Genomic DNA, 16,947 nt, shown 5'->3' on the forward strand with positions numbered 1-16,947 from the left:
GTCTCGGTCCGCCTGTTCCCGAGCTCATCCGACGCGCTGCAGGAAATCCGGGTGGCGGTTGAAGACTTGCGTGCGCCAGTCCGCCTGGGTGCGGTCGAGGTCGTCCACTGGCAGGTTCGGCAGGTAGCCGCAGGCGCGGTTGCGGCCTTCCTGCTTGGCCACGTACAGCGCGCGGTCGGCGATGCCGAGCACGAAGTCGATGCCGAACAGGTCCGGGCGTTCACGATAGAACGGATACCCGGACCAGCCGACCGAAGCCGTCGGCTCCAGCAGCACGCCGTCTTCGAGTTCGACGCGGACTTCGGCGATTTCACGCACGATGGCCTCGGCCAGTGCGCGCCCTTCGTCGCGGTGCCGCTGCGTGCCGATATAAACGAATTCCTCGCCGCCGAAGCGGAAGATCAGGTCGTTCGGTCGCTTGAAGGCCTGCAGTCGCTCGGCCACGGCCTTCAGGATCGCGTCACCAGCGGCATGGCCATGCTGGTCGTTCACGCGCTTGAAATGATCCAGGTCGATGCCGCAGACGATCAGGTCCGCCGGGTCGGACGCGGCGGCGACGGCCGCCCGCAGCTGGATGTCGCCCAGTTCGCTGCGCAGCCACTGGCCGAAGCGATGGCGATTCCACAGCCCGGTCAGCGGGTCGGTGTTGGCGGCGACCTGCAGCGCTTCGGTCTTGAGCGCGACCAAGCGCTCCAGTTCGGCGCCGCGCGCGCGCAGGGCACGTACGCGCCACTGCACGCCGGCACCGACCAGCAACAGCCCGGCGACCGCGAATGCAGCCATCGCCCAACCGCGCCGATACCAGAGCGCGACCACGGTCATCGGCACCGACGCGATACCGCCGCTGATGCCGGCCGCGTCCTGCGCCTCGACTTCGAACAGCAATTCGCCGGCGGGCAGGTTGGTGAAGTCGCGCCGCGTTTCGTTGCTCCAGTTGCTCCATTCGGTCGCCGCGTGGATGGTCCGGATACGCGAGCGGAACCGGTTTAACTCGGGCGCGCGGTAACTCGGCAGCGTGTATTCGACGCGCAGGCTGGCGCCCTCGCCGAGATTCAGCGGCGTGGCATCGCCGCGGCCCTTCAGCAAGCTCACGTCGCCCACCGATACGTCGCGGATCAACACCTGTTGCGGCACCGGCTTCGGCACGTCCGCCTTCGGATCGATGCGCACGACATTCGAATCCTGAGCCAGCCATACGATGCCATCAGGGTCGACGTGCATCGAACGGGTTTTCTCGACGCTGACGAATTCATCGAAGATGCTGTGCTGGTGGTGATACACGCCAGTGATGTCTCGGCGCAAAAGTCGCAGCCGACTGTTCGGGTTGCTGATCAGCAATTGAGCGTCGTCAATGCGTTTGACATCTTGGATCGGCCCCGATTCTTCGGAGGGGACGATCGTGCTGGGGTGGAATCGCTGCCCATCGAACTCGTAGAACTGCCCGCCCTGCACCCAGATGCTTGCGTCGTCCCCAATCCGCTCCAGCGAAATCGTTGCCTTGGGCAGTCCTGCGGAATCATCGAACTCTTCAACTCGCGCTTCGGCCAATGTTGTGCCGTTGCTCAGTCGCAGTCTTGCTACACGCCCGACGAGTGAGCCCAGCCAAACCGTTTCCGGCTCGGTCTGCAGGATCGAGATCACATCAAAAGAAACATTCGGGTTTCGCTGTATTTCGCGCCATCCTGTTGGACCGCGTTGCAGTCTCGATACGCCGTTGCGCAGCCCTGCCCAGATATCGGTAGATGATTGAGCAACCGATGTCGCGGAAAACACCAGGTCGTTCGGGAGCGCGACGGCTCCGTCCTGCAATGACCAGATGCCGCGGATCGTGCCGACCAGGTCTGATCCGTTGATCGATCGAATCATCAGGATCGAGGCCGGCGCTTGGTTGATCTGTTGCAGACTCCAGCGTTTTGAGTTGGATTCCTGTCGCAGGCTCACCACTGAGCCACCGTGAAAGGCGGAAATTCCCAGCTCAGTTCTGGTCAGCACCATCGATTGACCGAACAAATTTGGCGGCAATGAGAAGACGCGCGCTCGGGACGGATATTCGATTCTTGATATCGCGCTGCGCCAAGCGATCCATAGCGCTCCTTCGCGGTCGACCATCAGGGCTTGAGCGCCAGTGCCGACGTTCAGATCGGCAGGTTCAATGCGGTCGTGAACTGCTCCATCAATACCGAGAATCGCAACACCCCCGTTTCCCTCAGGAATAGCGATCTTGTCGGCCGCTACCAGTTGGCCGATCCCGATTGGACGCATCACGTCCGAGGCGCTGATCGTCGCCGACAGCATCGGCGGTTCGCCGTCTCGCCACCGCCATATGCCGAACGGCTCCCTTGTAATCGCCGCGTAGGATTTGTCCGGAAATTCAACGAGAGAGGAGACGCCGATGTTGGCGAACACGGCTCCACCGGGAACAAGAAGCGGGCCATCCGAGGTGATCCGACTCAAGCCGACACGATGAACATGAATCAAGATGCTGTCGCTGGTTTGAAAAAGTCGACCGAACTCTTGTTCAGTGCGGAACGCCTTGAACCCTGACGATTGTCGGCATACCAGCAGCTCACTGGAACGCACACACCACATATCGCGATCTTCCGCGAATTCCCAGAAGTCGCCGCCGCCATGGAGCCCTTCTGGAAGCATTTCTCCGACATCAAGAACCTCGTTGGCACCGCCTGGATCGGAAACCACCAGCAATGTTTCCGCGCCACCGACGACCAATTGCCCGGACCGAGTAACGCCAAGTGCCGTCACTGCGAAGTTGATACCGATGGGTAGTCGCCGCCAGTTCCGTCCGTCGAATTCCAGAACGCCGCGTTGGTCACCCGAATAAATGACCCCGTCGTGAGATTGAACAAGCGCATTGAATGCGGGGTCGGGATAGTCATCACCCAGCCGGATTTGCCGGATATCCCATGTTCGCGAAGGCAATGCTCCGACTTCAGCGGCACGCAGCGGCGAAACCGCAGACAAGAGAATCGCGAAGAGGATGAGATGTCGCAGTGGCATGAGACAGGAAGGCGGCGAGTTCAGGCACCATAGAGAGTCACCAATTGACGCGCAACGGTGCCAATCGTAGGCTCGAAAAGCACTGCGATATTCCGTCGCAGGCGACGAACCGAGGGGAGTGCAATGAATTCCATAGTCAAAGCGGGGTCGGCGGTTTCTGTGCCAACGTCATTGATCGATCAATTGCAGCGCATGGCCAAGCCGGTCGATGCGTCGATCATGGCGGCTCCTCAGGTTCCGGCGCCCGCACCTCGTCCTGATCCCGGTCCGGGTCCCGCCTGAGACCGTGTGACGGGCGTTTGCTCGGAGGCGAAAGGCTCAGGGTGTCAATCGACGTCCTTGCAAAGGGGCGTCGATTGACACGAAACGTGACGAGCTAATAACGTCGCCGGCCTCGCGAACGCGAGAGAGCGTTGACCTAATCAGGAGGAATTGCCATGGACACCGGTGTACAGGCCGAATCGGCCATCGTCGTGCAAGTAGAGTCGAAGATTTCGGTGCCGAGTTCGTTGATCGAACAGCTGAAGAGTTTGACCAAGCTCGCGCCTGAGGTCATCGAGTCGATGATGGTCCCATCGCCCGGCCCATCCCCACGGCCGACGCCCGCGCCGGGACCGGGGCCGTGATCGGGTAGGTCGAACCATGCAATTGCAATCGCTGGGGTTGGCCCTCAACCCCTGCGCCAGCATCAGCGTTCAAGGCGGCTCCGAGCCGCCTTTGTTCTTGGTGCGGGCGCCGATCAAGGGCGCGCACATCTGCGAGCGCCTGGTGACACCGGACGAGTTTCCGGCGGCCCACGGCTTTCTGGCCGCTGCACTGATTCGCGGCGAAGCCGTGGACCTCGTCTCCGAACAGGGCATCGACGAGTTGCGCGGCATCGGTTTGCTGGCGCCGATCGATGCCTTGCCGCAACCGGTGCATTACGACCTGTCGACCGAGCGTCACGGTCGGCTCGGGGCGGTTCTTGATCGACCGCAGGCGGTCGCGAGCGCGGGCGAGCCGATGCTCGGTCGCGGCCTGCGTCTGCCCGAAGACTGGAGCGACCTGCCGTTGCGCTTCCGGCCGCATCATCACGGCAGCGTCTGGGCGCCGGTTCTGGCGGACTCGGATGCAGATGCGATGCCGCCTGCGAACGCTGCGGCCGGCGAATTCGATTCGCCCGCCACCCGCGACTTCTTCGCGCGCGAAGGTTACGTCGAGCTCCATGACCTGCTGCCCGCATCCCATGTCGCCGAGCTCGCACGTTACTACTGGGCTTTGGCCGGCGAGGGCTTCCTGCAGCTCGACGACCACCGCGGCTGCCTGCGTCACATCGCGCACAGCCATCCGGTCGCGGACTTCTGGCACGATCAGTTGAACGCGCGCGTCTCGCAACTGGTCGGGTGTGCGACCAAGCCTTCGTATTCCTTCGTGTCGCTGTATCGGGAAGGCGGCGACCTGAAGTGGCACGTCGACCGTCCGCCCTGCGAATACACGATCACGCTGCTGGTCGACTACGCGCCACTCGACGCCGCCGACCATTCGCCTTGGGCGCTGAAGCTGCGTGCCCGCGACGGCCGCACGCGCGAGCTGCATCAGCGCGTGGGCGACGCCCTGATCTTCAAGGGTCGCGAGCTGAAGCACAGTCGCGACGTGTTGCCCACCGGACATCGTTCGGCCTCGCTGTTGTTCCATTTCGTCGACGCCGATTACGACGGAGTGATGGCTTGACCGCGACGGCCGTGCCGCATCGCGTCGAGGCATTCTTCCGCCGCCTCGGCGACGACATCGCAGCCATGCTCGGCGAATCGCGCGAGGCCGTGTACGCGAATCTGGAAGCGGTGGCGCTGGCGAAACTCGCCGAGCACGATCCGTCGGCGCATCTCGGTCACGCCGACCTGGTCGATTACGTGCTGGGTGCCGATGCGTTGTGCAAACAGGCCGATCTCGATGCCCGGTTCGCCGAACCGCCGTTGTCGCTCTACAACGGCGGGCATTTCGACATCTCGGCGTTGATCTGGCTCGACGGCACCACCAGCATCCACCAGCATGCGTTCTGCGGCGCCTTCCACGTGCTGGCCGGGTCGAGCATCCATAGCCGCTACCGCTTTGCACCGTGGAGTGCGCCGGAGCCGATGCAGCGCGCCATCGCCGGCGAGCTGACGCTGGTCGACATCGAGGTGCTGCGTCCGGGCGACACGCGCGTGATCCGGCGCGGCGACACGCTGATCCACTCGCTGTTCCACATGATCCGGCCGTCGGTGACCATCGTCGTCCGCACCATCACCGACACGCCCGGTGCCGAAGTCCAGTACGACTATCGCTGGCCCGGCCTCGCGCATGATCCGTTCCACAAGCACGCACCGACGCTCCGCAAGCTGCAGTACCTGCGCATGCTGCGCGTGCTCGATGCCGATGCCTTCCAGAGCCATCTCGCACGCGTGCTGCCCGAAGCCGATTTGTACCTCGCGTACACGCTGGTGTCGGAGCAGATCCAGATCAGCGCCGATGTCGACGAGGCGCGGCGTCTGTCACGACTGTGCACGCGGCTGTCGTCGGCAGAGCGCGAGCTGCTGCATCGCGCCGCGCACAACGATCTGCTGAGCCGCAGCCTCATCGACCTGCGACGCAAACTGCACGCGCCGCAGCACCGCTTCCTGCTGGCCCTGTTGCTGAACGTGTTCGATCGCGCCGAGCTGCTGCGACTGGTGCAACGCGACACCGGCTGTGCCGATCCGGTCGCGCAGGTGTGCGAATGGATCAGCGAAATCAGCGGCAATAGCGAGCGTTATCCGAACCTGATCGGCATCGACTTCAACGCGACCGCGCTCGAGATGCTCGCCTGCATGTGGCGTGGAGCAGGTTTTGACGACACCCTGCGGCATCTCGTTGAGCGTCATGGCGAAGACGAAGTGAGCCCGCATCGAGAAGCCTTGCAGGGGCTGCATTGCGCTTTGCAGCAGTGCGCCCTGTTCCATGCCGTGTTCGCCGACTTGCCCGGCAATGACCGCAAGGACGCATCGACGATTGCAAAGATTGATTGAGGTTCGCGGCTTGGACCAAAGTACCGTGGTCCGGCCGCGGCGACGACGTCCATCGATGATTTGTTCGGGCTAGAATTCGCGAATGCCTGTCGAATTGCAACCGTTGGCCACACCCATTCCGTCGCTGGATCTGCCGCTGCTGCGGCGAACGTGTCGGGCCTGCGCGCTGCATGCACTCTGCCTGCCCGCCTCGATCTCGCCGGATGAATTGAATTCGCTGGATGCGATCGTGCGCGCGCGGCGACCGCTCGATCGCGGACAACAGCTGTTCGCGAGCGGGTCGCGTTTCCAGTCCCTGTACGTCGTGCGTTCCGGTTCGTTCAAGACGATGCTGGAGACCAACGGCGGCGATCAGCAAGTGCTCGGCTTCCATCTGCCCGGCGAGATCATCGGTTTCGATGCCCTGTCGGACGACGTACATCGTTGCAACGCCGAAGCCATGGAGCGTTCCTCGGTCTGCGAAGTACCGTTTGCACAGCTCGATGAATTCGCGTCCACCGTGCCCGGGTTGCGGCGGCAGCTCATGCGCGTGGCCAGCCGCGAAGTGGTCAAGGATCACGAGCATCTGATGATCATGGGGCGCAAGCAGGCACAAGAACGCCTCGCGATCTTCCTGCGCAGCCTGTCTGATCGTTATCGCGGCCTGCATCGTGCGCCGGAGTTGCTGGAACTGCCGATGTCCCGGCACGAGCTCGCGAATTACCTCGGCCTGGTCGTGGAAACGGTGAGTCGGCTGTTCACGCGGTTCGAGGAACTCGGCGTTCTGGCGGTGAATCGCAAGCAGATCCGCATCGTCGATTTCGCCAAGCTCAACGAGCTGGCGGGCGAGCCCTCGCCGAACCTCGAAAGCGAAGCGTGTTGAGCCGTCATTTCACGCAATAGTCGTCGCCGCTCAAGGCCATCGATACCGCGTTGTCGTGGGCGTGTCCGCGGTGCTTGAACGGGATCCACAGACTGAGCGCTGCCAGTGCGATGGCGGTCGCTGCACCGAGCCGGCGCAGCCAGGGGGCGATCCGGGTTGAATCGGCACGGCCCGCGCCGAGATCCAGCGCGCCGAGGGCGAAGGTCGACGCGATGCCGAACGCGGCCATGATCGCCGCACCGCCGAGTGCCGAGCCTTGCGTTGCCGCGATCATCAGCATCGCGTAACTGAGGCCGCAGGGCATGAAGCCCCAGAGCCCGCCCAGCACGAAGGCACGCGGCAGGGTCGAGGCCGGCAGGACCATTCGCGTCAGCGGCTGCAGCCGCGACCACAGGCGCGCACCGAGATCGGACGCCCAGGGCAGGCGCAGGCCAGGCTTGAGCAGACGCGCCGCCAGCCAGAGCCAGGACAGCGCAAACAGCACTTGCAGCGTCAGCCGCAGCGGGCCGTTGTGGCCGACGAGCAGCAGGGTCTGGCCGACACCGCCGATCATTGCGCCCGCCAGCGTATAGGCCCCGACACGCCCCAGTTGGCGCGCGACCACGAATCCCGCGCGCGGCGGCGATGCGCGTGACAGGGTGACGCTGATCGCGCCGCACATCGCGAGGCAGTGCGCCGAACCGGCCAGTCCGGCGGCGAAGGCTGCAGCGGTGGCGACAAGAAGGCTCATCGGTCCTGATCGGCGTCGACGTCTGCGGCAACATCGGTCGTTGGCGCACGGACATCGTCATCGAGAGCACGGAAGCCCGGGGTGTCGAGATCGTCGAACTGGCCGTCGTCCACCGCCCAGAAGAAGGCCCAGATGGCGAGGCCGACGAGGACGAGGCTGACCGGGATCAATACCAGCAGGATGGTCATGCGCCAGCCTCGACCAGCGTCTTGCGCGCGTCGTGTGTGTGCGCGCCGGGAACGCGACGCAGGCGCAGCGCGTTCAGCGTGACCAGCAGCGAACTGGTCGCCATGCCCACGGCCGCCAGCCACGGCGACATCACGCCGGCGACCGCGAACGGCACGATGACGAGGTGGTAACCGATCGACCACGCCAGATTCTCGCGGGCGATGCGGCGTGTCCGCCGCGCGGTATCGACCAGCAGGCGCACCAGCCGCAGATCGTCGCGCAGCAGCAACACGTCGGCATGGCACTGCGCGATCGCGGCACCGCCGCCCATGGCCACACCGACATCGGCGGCGGCCAGTGATTCGGCATCGTTCAGGCCGTCGCCGATCATCATCACGCGCTGGCCGGCGGCACGCATGCCTGCGATCCGCGCGCGCTTCTGCTCCGGGTTCAGGCGTCCTTGGCCGGGAATCCGCAATGCCGAGGCCACCGTGTCGACCGCATCGGCGTGATCGCCGGACAGGATCTCGACGTGCGCGAACTGTTGCCAATCGCGCACCACCTCGGCTGCGTCTGCGCGCAGACGATCGGCAACGCGGAAGCGCGCCGCCACGCCGGTGGCGTTCGACAGCACGATGTCATCGCGGTCGTCGCGCGTGTCGGTGACCTCCGACCGCCCAAGTCGCCAGTCCTGTCCTTCGACGCGCCCGCGTACGCCGATGCCGGCCCGGGCCTGTGCATCCTCGATGCCCAGGCCGATGTCGAATTCGCGAAACGCGTGCGCCAGCGGATGCCGATGGTCGCGCTCGAGTGCGGCGGCGATCGCCAGTGCATGCTCGCGTGACAGGTTCGGATCGAGGCTGACGGCATCCAGCAGGCGCGGGCGGCCCTCGGTCAGGGTGCCGGTCTTGTCGGTGACGATGCGGTCGATGTCCGCCGCGCGCGCCAGGGCGTCGGGCCGGGTCACAATCACGCCGTGGCGCGCGAGCAAGGAATGCGCTGTCGCCAGGCTGGCGGGCAGGGCGAGTGCGAATGCGCAGGGGCAGGCCGCGGCGAGTACCGCGAGCACCGCCGGCATGGCCCGCGCTGGATCGGCATGGATCCAGTACGCGGCCGTGAGCGCCGCGACGACGAGCATCGCCAGCGTGAATCGGGCGGCGATGCGCTGTCCGAGTTCGGTACTCGCCGAGGCCTGATGCAGGCCGGCGCCGATGCGTGCACGCAACTGCCCGAGTCGGGTGGTGGTGCCGACAGCCGTCACTTCGAGCAACAGCGGCGAATCCAGTGCGATGCTGCCGGCGAGCACGGTCTCGCCCGGCGTGCGCTGCACGGGCGTGGCCTCGCCAGTGAGCAGGGATTCGTCGACACGCGCGCCGGCCGATCGCAGTCGACCATCGACCGGCACCGATTCACCGCTGGCCACGCGGATCAGGTCGCCATGGCGCAATTCTGCGAGCCCGACCGGGCTGCTCCGGCCCTCGCCATCGATGCGGTCGGCATGCAGGTATTGCGCGCCGGCGATCAGCTGCAATCGCTCGGTTGCGCGGCTGCGGGCGATGGCTTCGACATGCCGTGCTGCGCCGAGCAGGAACACGAACATCACCGCTGCATCGAAATACACGACCGGGCCGCCGCGAACGGTCTCGACCATCGACGCGAGGTAGGCCAGCCCGACCGAGAGCGCGACCAGCACGTCCATGCCCGGTCGGCGCAGCGCGAGTTCGCGCCAGGCACCGCGGAAGAACGGCAGGCCCGAATAGAACACCACCGGTGTCGCCACCAGCATCGCGACGATGCGGAAGAAGTCGCGCGTGCCGATGTCGAGTTCGCCGTCGCCCCAATACAGCGCTTCGGTGAACATCATCGCCTGCATCGCGCCGAGCCCGGCGACCGCCAGCCGTTTCAGCGACTGCCGGCGCGCGCGTGCGCTGTCGGCCGGATCCTGCACGACGCGCGGCGCATAACCGATGGCTGCCAGTCGCGACGCGATCGCGCTCAGCGGCGTGCGCGCCGGGTCGAAGCGCACGCGCGCATGCGTGGTCGCGGGATCGACGCTGATCGCAGTGACGCCCGGCATCTGCTGGCCCACACGGTCGATCAGCCAGGCGCACGCGGCGCAGCGAATATTGCCGATGCTGAGGTCGCACTCGGACTGGCCATCGACCTCGTGCACGTACAGGCGACGGAAACCGGCGCTGTCCCAGTCGCTGAAGTCCTGCAGGGCATCGACGCGTCCGGTCGCTTCGCTGCGCAGGACGTAGTAATCGGCCAGGCCACCGTGATGCAGCCACTCGGCGGCGGCGCGACAGCCGCTGCAGCAGAAGGCGCGTTCGCTACCGTCCAGCGTGGCGCGGATCAGCGCATGGGCCGACACGATCTCGCCACAGTGATAGCAGGTGCCCGCGCTCATTGCGGCGACCAGGCTGGCTCCAGAGCGACCGCAGTGGTGCCGAGCTCGAGCGTGCCCACGACCCGCCACGCGTTCGACGCCGGCGTCAGCGCGAGGCGCCAACGTGCACTCGCCGGGTGCTCGCTCGAACACCAGGTGCGCGGACCGCACGCGGTCAGTATCAGGTGTCGATCCTGATTCGCATCGGTGGCATGGATCAGCGCGAGGGTCGGCGCGCGACCGTCGCCAACGGCGGCTTCGTTGACGTGGACGGCGATGCCCAGTGCATTGATTTCAACCGCGGCGTGGATATCGAGTTCACCGGCGCGGCGATCGCGCGGGTCGTCCAGGGTCTGGATCTGGGCCAGGCGCTTGACGGCGTCCGGCGACGCATCCATCGCGCCGCCGGCGAGCCGGATCATCCAGAGGCCGGCCACGATCGCAGCCAGCGGCAAGGCCACGACCAGCCACAGCAGGGGTTGGCGGGCGGCGCCGGCCATCGCGACCTCAGAACGGCCCGAAGAAGCGCGACTTCTGGGTGCGACGCAAGTCGCCGTCGCTTGCACTGACCTCGAACACGACTTCGCGCTGTCCCTTTACCGCGCCCGCGGCGGACTGCACCGTGATCGCGACGTTCGCCACGCCTTCGGCCTCGACCTTCACGTCGGCCGCGTTCGCGCTCAGCGTCAGTCCGTCGCCGCCGTCGAGGATGCGCACCGAGTAGTGGTGCGCAACGATGTCCTTGTTGACGATCTTGAAGGTATAGGCGTTCTCGATCGCGCCGTCACCGAGTTCGCGATACAGCGCGTTGCGATCGCGCAGCACGTCGACGATCAGCGGCGTGCGATTGAACACGGCATAGGTGAAGCTGCCGATCAGTGCCAGCAGGATGAGCCCATAGATGACGATGCGCGGACGGACCACGTGCGGCGTCTTGTGTTCCAGCGTGTTCATCGTGGCGTAGCGCACCAGGCCGCGCGGATAGCCGAGGCGATCCATGACGTTGTCGCAGGCATCGACGCAGGCGCCGCAGGCGATGCATTCGTATTGCAGGCCATCACGGATGTCGATGCCGGTCGGACAGACCTGGACGCAGATCGTGCAGTCGATGCAGTCGCCGAGCTTGGGTGCGCCGTCGGTGAACGATCCGTCGGCGAGCTTCGGCAGTTCCAGCACGCTCGGCACGCCCTTGCGGCGCGAGCCGCGCGGCTCGCCGCGTTCGCTGTCGTAGGCGATGATCAGGGTGTCGCGGTCGAACATCGCGCCCTGGAAACGTGCATAGGGGCACATGTAGATGCAGACCTGTTCGCGCAGGAAGCCGGCGTTGCCCCAGGTTGCGAAGGCGTAGAACAGGATCCAGAACCATTCCCAGCCGCCCAGCGTCCACATCGAGACTTCCAGTCCCAAGGTCCGGATCGGCGTGAAGAAACCGACGAAGGTGAATCCTGTCCACAGCGCGAACACGATCCACAACGTGTGCTTCGCGCCCTTGCGCAGCAGCTTGTCGCGGTTCCAGGGGCTCGCATCGAGCTTCATCTGGCGACCGCGATCGCCCTCGCACAGGCGCTCCATCGCGATGAAGACTTCGGTCCAGACCGTCTGCGGACAGGCATAGCCGCACCAGAGGCGTCCGGCCAGCGCGGTGAAGAAGAACAGCGCGAACGCCGCGATCATCAGCAGCATCGCCAGGAACACGAAATCCTGCGGCCAGAAGCTCAGGCCGAGGATGTAGAACTTGCGCGCCGGCAGGTCGAACAGCACCGCCTGGCGACCCTCCCAGCTCATCCACGGCATCAGGTAGAACAGGCCGAGCAGCAGCCATGCCGCGATCGTCCGCAGACGCTGGAAGCGGCCATCGACCTCGCGCGGATAGACCTTCGGCGCCGACTGGTACATGCCCCCGTCGTCGACCACCTTCAGCGGAATCTGCTTGCTCACGTCGCGTCCTTGCCTTCCGTGCGCGGCGGGCGATGGTTGTAGCGGCTGCGTGGTCGCAGCAGCAGCCAGGTGAACAGGCTGGACGCGGCCGTGCAAGACCAGAACATGAAGAATCCGATCGAATAGCCAAGCTCGCGTGACACGTCCAGATCCGAAAAGCTGATGCCGGCGAGTTCGAGCGGATCGACGTTCGCGAAAAACACCATGGTCGCGACACCGGCCGCGAAGAACGAGGGCCACAGCACTGCGCCGACCCGCTGCACCAGCGGGCGCGGCGGGTGGTCGAAGGGCTCGGGTCTCGGGTCGCGGTCGGTATCGCTGCTCATGCGTCAGTGCGCCTCGGCGTTCGGCTGGGCCTGGGATTGTGCCAGCACCCAGGCGGCGGCGAGGCGAACGCGGTCTTCGCCGAGGATCGGACGATGTGCCGGCATCTGGCCAGCGCGGCCATTGCGGATGGTTTCCGCGATGACGGCGAACTCGCTGCCGTACAGCCAGGTGTGATCGGTCAGGTTCGGTGCACCGAGCAGCGGATTGCCCTTGCCCTCGGGGCCATGGCAGGCCGCGCAGATGGTCTGGAATTGCGCCTGGCCCTTGGCGGCGAGTGCGTCGTCCACCTGCATCCCGGACAGGCTCTGCACATAGACCGCGGTCGCGGCCACGCCATCCTCGCCGAGCGCCGCACCCAGGGCCGGCATGGCCCCCTGGCGACCATCGAGGATCGTGGTCAGCACGGTGTCGGGCTCGCCGCCCCACAGCCAGTCCTGGTCGGTCAGGTTCGGGTAGCCCTTGGCGCCCTTCGCGTCGGAGCCGTGGCAGGTCGCGCAGTTGTTCGCGAACACCGAGGCGCCGAGACGCTGCGCATCGGCATCGTGGATCAGGTCGGCGACCGCCTTGCTGCGGAACCGCGCGAAGATCGGTGCGATCTTCGTCTCGGCCGCCACGGCGTCGGCATCATGCTCGTTGCCCGATGTCCACTTTGAGGTGCCGGTGAAACTGCCGAGGCCCGGGTAGTAGACGAGATAGCCGAGCGCGAACACGATGGTGAGATAGAACAGGTTGAGCCACCACTTCGGCAACGGCCGGTTCAACTCGCGCAGATCGCCATCCCAGACGTGGCCGGTGTCCTGGTCCTCGGCCTTGTTCGAGCGGTTCTTCGCCGTCCACCACAGCAGCCACAGGCAGGCGAGGATGTTGACGATCGTGAGGATCGAAATGTAGAGCGTCCAGCCCTGGCTCATGGCTTCACCTCATTGTCTTCGAGCGGAAGGCGGGCGGCCGCATCGAAGGCCGGCTTCTGCCGCGCGCTCCATGCCCAGGCCACGCCGGCGAGGAATGTGATCAGCAATACGGCGGTGATGACGCCGGAAACGACACCGAAGTCCATGGCTCAACCCCCCTTCGGCGCGTGCTTGCCGAGGCCTTGCAGATAGGCCACCAGCGCATCGAGTTCGGACTTGCCGGCCACGGCCGCGGCAGCACCGGCGATCTGTTCGTCGGTGTACGGGTCGCCGATGGTCTGCAATGCCTTCAGCTTCTTCTCGATCAAGCCGCCGTCGACCGGCGTTTCCGCCAGCCATGGGAATCCCGGCATGTTCGATTCCGGCACCACCGCACGCGGGTCCATCAGGTGCACGCGATGCCAGTCGTCGGAATAACGCGCGCCGACGCGGGCCAGATCGGGTCCGGTGCGCTTGCTCCCCCACTGGAACGGGCGGTCGTAGACCGACTCGCCGGCCAGTGAATAGTGGCCATAACGTGCGGTCTCGAAACGCAGGGTACGCACCATCTGCGAATGGCAGTTGTAGCAACCTTCACGCACGTAGATGTCGCGTCCGGCCAGTTCCAGCGGCGGATACGGCACGACGCCGGGGAGCGGTTTCACGACCTGCGCCTGGTACATCAGCGGGACGATCTGCACGAGGCCGCCGACTGCGACCACGAGCGCGACCAGGATGCCCATCAGGGAGACATTGGTTTCAACTTTTTCATGGGACATGGCTCGTCTCCTTACGCGTGCGCCGGGGCGGGAACCGCCACGTCGACATTGCCCTTGGACAGTTGCAGGGTCTTCACCACGTTCACCAGCATCAACACCATGCCGGACAGGCACAGCACGCCGCCGCCGAGGCGCGCGAGGTAATACGGGTAGGTGGCCTTCAGCGATTCGACGAAGGTGTAGGTCAGGGTGCCGTCGTCATTGGTGGCACGCCACATCAGGCCCTGCATGACGCCGGCGATCCACATCGCGGCGATGTAGAAGACCACGCCGATGGTGTGGATCCAGAAGTGCTGCTCGATCATCTTCGTCGAGTACATGGCCTTCAGGCCGAGCACGCGCGGCAGCAGCGAGTAGATGCAGCCGATGGTGATCATCGCGACCCAGCCGAGGGCGCCGGAGTGCACGTGGCCGATGGTCCAGTCGGTGTAGTGACTGAGCGCGTTGACGGTCTTGATCGACATCATCGGACCCTCGAACGTGCTCATGCCGTAGAACGACAGCGAGACGATCATGAATTTGAGGATCGGGTCGGTGCGCAGTTTGTCCCAGGCACCCGACAGGGTCATGATGCCGTTGATCATGCCGCCCCAGCTCGGTGCCAGCAGGATCAGCGAGAACACCATGCCGATCGACTGGGCCCAGTCCGGCAACGCCGTGTAGTGCAGGTGGTGCGGACCGGCCCACATGTAGATCGAGATCAGCGCCCAGAAGTGCACCACCGAGAGGCGGTACGAGTACACCGGGCGCCCGGCCTGCTTCGGGATGAAGTAATACATCATGCCGAGGAAGGCGGTCGTCAGGAAAAAGCCGACGGCATTGTGTCCGTACCACCACTGCACCATCGCATCGACTGCGCCGGTGTAGAGGCTGTAGGACTTGGTCAGCGTCACCGGCATCTCCAGGTTGTTGAAGATGTGCAGGATCGCGATGGTGATGATGTAGGCGCCGAAGAACCAGTTGGCGACGTAGATGTGGCGGATCTTGCGTTGCACGATGGTGCCGAAGAACACCACAGCGTAGGCGACCCAGACCAGGGTGATCAGGATGTCGATCGGCCATTCCAGCTCGGCATATTCCTTGCCCGAGGTCATGCCGAGCGGCAAGGTGATCGCCGCCGCCACGATGACCGCCTGCCAACCCCAGAACGTGAACGCGGCCAGCCTGGGCGCGAATAGTGTCGCGTGGCAGGTGCGCTGGACGATGTAGTAGCTGGTCGCGAACAGGCCGGACCCGCCGAACGCGAAGATCACGGCATTGGTATGCAGTGGCCGCAGGCGGCCGTAGCTCAGCCACGGGATGTCGAAATTGAGGGCAGGCCAGTACAGCTGGGCGGCGATGAAGACGCCGACCAGCATGCCGACGATGCCCCAGATCACGGTCATGACGGCAAATTGCCGTACGACCTTGTCGCTGTAGGTCTCGGGAACAGTGGACATGAACACTCCTAGGCAAGTTACCGAGGCAGTTTCCCAGTCGCGAATCGGAGCGATCTTGACCCTGGTCAATTGAGGCGAGGGTCACCTCTCGTCACGATTCCCGGCTCGGTTCCGCCGCAGGGTGGAGAGAGGCGAGCAGGCTGGCCAGTGCATCGAGGCGCGCCGGTTTGGTGATCGGTGAAGTCGTCCGCAACCCCAGTGCATCGATGCGTGCGCGCTCCTGCGCCAGGGCCTGCGCACTGCTGCCGCTGAGCAGACAGACCCGAGCGTGCGCGCCGCTTTCGAGCAGGCGCTGGACGCAGGCATCATAGATGCCGGGCGGCATCACCAGGTCCAGCAGGATCAAGTCTGCGGACTGCGCCAGGATCGGGTCGATCTCGTTCGCGGATCCGGCACTGTCGACCCGGGCGCCGAGATGTTCGAGCAGCGCCCCCATCAGCATGCGCATGTCGGCATCGTCATCGATGACCAGTACATGCGGCTGCGGACTCATGGCGCCTTGTCCAAGGTCAGGTTCAATACTTCGGCAAGACGGTGGCCGGCGGCTTCAAGCTGGTCCTCGGCGACCGGGACGTAGCGGCTGATGTAGCCGCTGTCGATCACGCCGCGCACCGGATAGAAGTCGTTGCGCTGCACGATCGCGCAGGAGGCCACGGCCCATTCCGCCGGGGCGCTCGGCCGCCACCGCCAGTCCATGGTCGGACCGGGCTGCGTGAGCAGGTCTTGCACGTGCGGCATCACTTTCAGCGTGCCGCGTGCGGCCCGGAAGATGTCCTGGTCCCAGAAGCCGTGCAGATTCTCGCCTTCACGTCCGTAACGAACCTGGAAATCGTTGCCGCCGCGATCATGCCCGAAGCCGGCGTGCAGGGGTTGGTGCACGTCGCCGATGAAATGGATCACGAAGCGCAGCGCATTCGTGCGCTCGGTCTTGCCGGCCTTGCGGTTGCCGAGCGTGCGCACTTCGCGTTCGATCGCCGCGACCACGCAGTTGCCGCCACGACAATTGCGTTTGGCGCTGTAGTGGCAATCGCCACGCTCGAAATTGAGGTAATGCCAGCTGCCGGTATGGCGCCACTGCGCTTCGCCGCGGATTTCGTCGGCCCAGGTGCTGGCCTCGCGCATGGCATTGCTGGCGCGGTCGCCGAGCAGCCGCTCGACCTCGGCCCGTGCACGCGGCGTCAGTTCGCGTGCGGCGATTTCCGCGACCACCTGATGACCGTGCGGCCCCCAGGCGAATGCGCCGCCGGACAACAACAGCGCCGCGACGAGGAAGAACCGATGCGCGTTCAACCCTGCAGACTCCGCAAAATCCATGCATTTTTCTGCTGATCGATGTTCATCGCGGTCTCCTGATGCGGTGCCGCTAAGCTATGCGGCCTGCCGTCAC

General features: G+C 65.2%; 16 protein-coding genes. 3 read left to right on the plus strand and 13 right to left on the minus strand.

Going from position 1 to position 16,947, the window contains the following annotated elements:
- Positions 1-24 precede the first annotated feature (24 nt).
- Positions 25-3,015, minus strand: coding sequence for a diguanylate cyclase (locus tag IPP28_06925; protein MBL0040770.1), 2,991 nt, complete (start codon positions 3,013-3,015; stop codon positions 25-27).
- Positions 3,016-3,732: 717 nt separating this feature from the next.
- Here IPP28_06925 and IPP28_06930 point away from each other — a divergent pair.
- From IPP28_06930 to fnr, 3 genes are all read left to right on the plus strand, one after another.
- A complete protein-coding gene (locus tag IPP28_06930; protein ID MBL0040771.1) occupies positions 3,733-4,725 on the plus strand; it encodes a hypothetical protein in 993 nt (330 codons plus the stop codon).
- On the plus strand, positions 4,722-6,038 hold the full coding sequence (locus IPP28_06935; protein MBL0040772.1) for a hypothetical protein: 1,317 nt from the start codon (positions 4,722-4,724) through the stop codon (positions 6,036-6,038). Before IPP28_06930 ends, IPP28_06935 begins: the two co-directional genes overlap by 4 nt.
- Positions 6,039-6,120: 82 nt before the next feature.
- Entirely contained in the window at positions 6,121-6,900 is a 780-nt protein-coding gene (gene fnr / locus IPP28_06940) for a fumarate/nitrate reduction transcriptional regulator Fnr (protein MBL0040773.1), read from the plus strand.
- Positions 6,901-6,904: 4 nt separating this feature from the next.
- Here fnr and IPP28_06945 read toward each other — a convergent pair whose 3' ends face one another.
- From IPP28_06945 to IPP28_07000, 12 genes are all read right to left on the minus strand, one after another.
- A complete protein-coding gene (locus IPP28_06945; protein MBL0040774.1) occupies positions 6,905-7,630 on the minus strand; it encodes a sulfite exporter TauE/SafE family protein in 726 nt (241 codons plus the stop codon).
- Positions 7,627-7,818, minus strand: coding sequence for a cbb3-type cytochrome oxidase assembly protein CcoS (ccoS, locus tag IPP28_06950; GenBank protein MBL0040775.1), 192 nt, complete (start codon positions 7,816-7,818; stop codon positions 7,627-7,629). Before ccoS ends, IPP28_06945 begins: the two co-directional genes overlap by 4 nt.
- Positions 7,815-10,208 (minus strand): cadmium-translocating P-type ATPase, encoded by a 2,394-nt coding sequence (cadA, locus tag IPP28_06955; protein MBL0040776.1) that lies wholly within the window; start codon positions 10,206-10,208, stop codon positions 7,815-7,817. The genes ccoS and cadA overlap by 4 nt, the downstream gene beginning before the upstream one ends.
- Positions 10,205-10,687 (minus strand): FixH family protein, encoded by a 483-nt coding sequence (locus IPP28_06960; protein ID MBL0040777.1) that lies wholly within the window; start codon positions 10,685-10,687, stop codon positions 10,205-10,207. Before IPP28_06960 ends, cadA begins: the two co-directional genes overlap by 4 nt.
- Before the next feature lie 7 nt (positions 10,688-10,694).
- Positions 10,695-12,083 (minus strand): cytochrome c oxidase accessory protein CcoG, encoded by a 1,389-nt coding sequence (gene ccoG, locus IPP28_06965; protein ID MBL0040778.1) that lies wholly within the window; start codon positions 12,081-12,083, stop codon positions 10,695-10,697.
- Positions 12,084-12,121: 38 nt separating this feature from the next.
- Positions 12,122-12,451: a hypothetical protein gene (locus tag IPP28_06970; GenBank protein MBL0040779.1), complete on the minus strand. Its 330-nt coding sequence runs from the start codon at positions 12,449-12,451 to the stop codon at positions 12,122-12,124.
- A gap of 3 nt (positions 12,452-12,454) precedes the next feature.
- Complete coding sequence (gene ccoP, locus IPP28_06975; protein ID MBL0040780.1) at positions 12,455-13,363, minus strand: cytochrome-c oxidase, cbb3-type subunit III; 909 nt, start codon at positions 13,361-13,363, stop codon at positions 12,455-12,457.
- Positions 13,360-13,509, minus strand: coding sequence for a CcoQ/FixQ family Cbb3-type cytochrome c oxidase assembly chaperone (locus tag IPP28_06980; GenBank protein MBL0040781.1), 150 nt, complete (start codon positions 13,507-13,509; stop codon positions 13,360-13,362). The genes ccoP and IPP28_06980 overlap by 4 nt, the downstream gene beginning before the upstream one ends.
- A gap of 3 nt (positions 13,510-13,512) precedes the next feature.
- Positions 13,513-14,121, minus strand: coding sequence for a cytochrome-c oxidase, cbb3-type subunit II (ccoO, locus tag IPP28_06985; GenBank protein ID MBL0040782.1), 609 nt, complete (start codon positions 14,119-14,121; stop codon positions 13,513-13,515).
- 11 nt (positions 14,122-14,132) lie between these two features.
- Positions 14,133-15,560, minus strand: a complete 1,428-nt coding sequence (ccoN, locus tag IPP28_06990; GenBank protein MBL0040783.1) for a cytochrome-c oxidase, cbb3-type subunit I — start codon at positions 15,558-15,560, stop codon at positions 14,133-14,135.
- A 91-nt stretch (positions 15,561-15,651) separates the two neighbouring features.
- The gene (locus tag IPP28_06995) at positions 15,652-16,053 is read right to left on the minus strand and encodes a response regulator (GenBank protein MBL0040784.1); all 402 of its coding nucleotides are present in this window, start codon (positions 16,051-16,053) and stop codon (positions 15,652-15,654) included.
- Positions 16,050-16,850, minus strand: a complete 801-nt coding sequence (locus IPP28_07000) for a S1/P1 nuclease (GenBank protein MBL0040785.1) — start codon at positions 16,848-16,850, stop codon at positions 16,050-16,052. Before IPP28_07000 ends, IPP28_06995 begins: the two co-directional genes overlap by 4 nt.
- Positions 16,851-16,947: the final 97 nt, after the last annotated feature.

It is taken from the genome of Lysobacterales bacterium, from assembly GCA_016721845.1.
Lineage (GTDB): Bacteria > Pseudomonadota > Gammaproteobacteria > Xanthomonadales > Ahniellaceae > JADKHK01.

What these genes read in the sequence shown, in the direction of transcription:
- ccoP (MBL0040780.1), bottom strand. Translation starts at nt 13,363, where the DNA reads ATGAGCCAGGGCTGGACGCTCTACATTTCGATCCTCACGATCGTCAAC.
- ccoO (MBL0040782.1), bottom strand. Translation starts at nt 14,121, where the DNA reads ATGTCCCATGAAAAAGTTGAAACCAATGTCTCCCTGATGGGCATCCTG.
- IPP28_06960 (MBL0040777.1), bottom strand. Translation starts at nt 10,687, where the DNA reads ATGGCCGGCGCCGCCCGCCAACCCCTGCTGTGGCTGGTCGTGGCCTTG.
- fnr (MBL0040773.1), top strand. Translation starts at nt 6,121, where the DNA reads ATGCCTGTCGAATTGCAACCGTTGGCCACACCCATTCCGTCGCTGGAT.
- ccoG (MBL0040778.1), bottom strand. Translation starts at nt 12,083, where the DNA reads ATGTACCAGTCGGCGCCGAAGGTCTATCCGCGCGAGGTCGATGGCCGC.
- ccoN (MBL0040783.1), bottom strand. Translation starts at nt 15,560, where the DNA reads ATGTCCACTGTTCCCGAGACCTACAGCGACAAGGTCGTACGGCAATTT.
- IPP28_06970 (MBL0040779.1), bottom strand. Translation starts at nt 12,451, where the DNA reads ATGAGCAGCGATACCGACCGCGACCCGAGACCCGAGCCCTTCGACCAC.
- IPP28_06945 (MBL0040774.1), bottom strand. Translation starts at nt 7,630, where the DNA reads ATGAGCCTTCTTGTCGCCACCGCTGCAGCCTTCGCCGCCGGACTGGCC.
- cadA (MBL0040776.1), bottom strand. Translation starts at nt 10,208, where the DNA reads ATGAGCGCGGGCACCTGCTATCACTGTGGCGAGATCGTGTCGGCCCAT.
- IPP28_06925 (MBL0040770.1), bottom strand. Translation starts at nt 3,015, where the DNA reads ATGCCACTGCGACATCTCATCCTCTTCGCGATTCTCTTGTCTGCGGTT.
- IPP28_06980 (MBL0040781.1), bottom strand. Translation starts at nt 13,509, where the DNA reads ATGGACTTCGGTGTCGTTTCCGGCGTCATCACCGCCGTATTGCTGATC.
- IPP28_06995 (MBL0040784.1), bottom strand. Translation starts at nt 16,053, where the DNA reads ATGAGTCCGCAGCCGCATGTACTGGTCATCGATGACGATGCCGACATG.
- ccoS (MBL0040775.1), bottom strand. Translation starts at nt 7,818, where the DNA reads ATGACCATCCTGCTGGTATTGATCCCGGTCAGCCTCGTCCTCGTCGGC.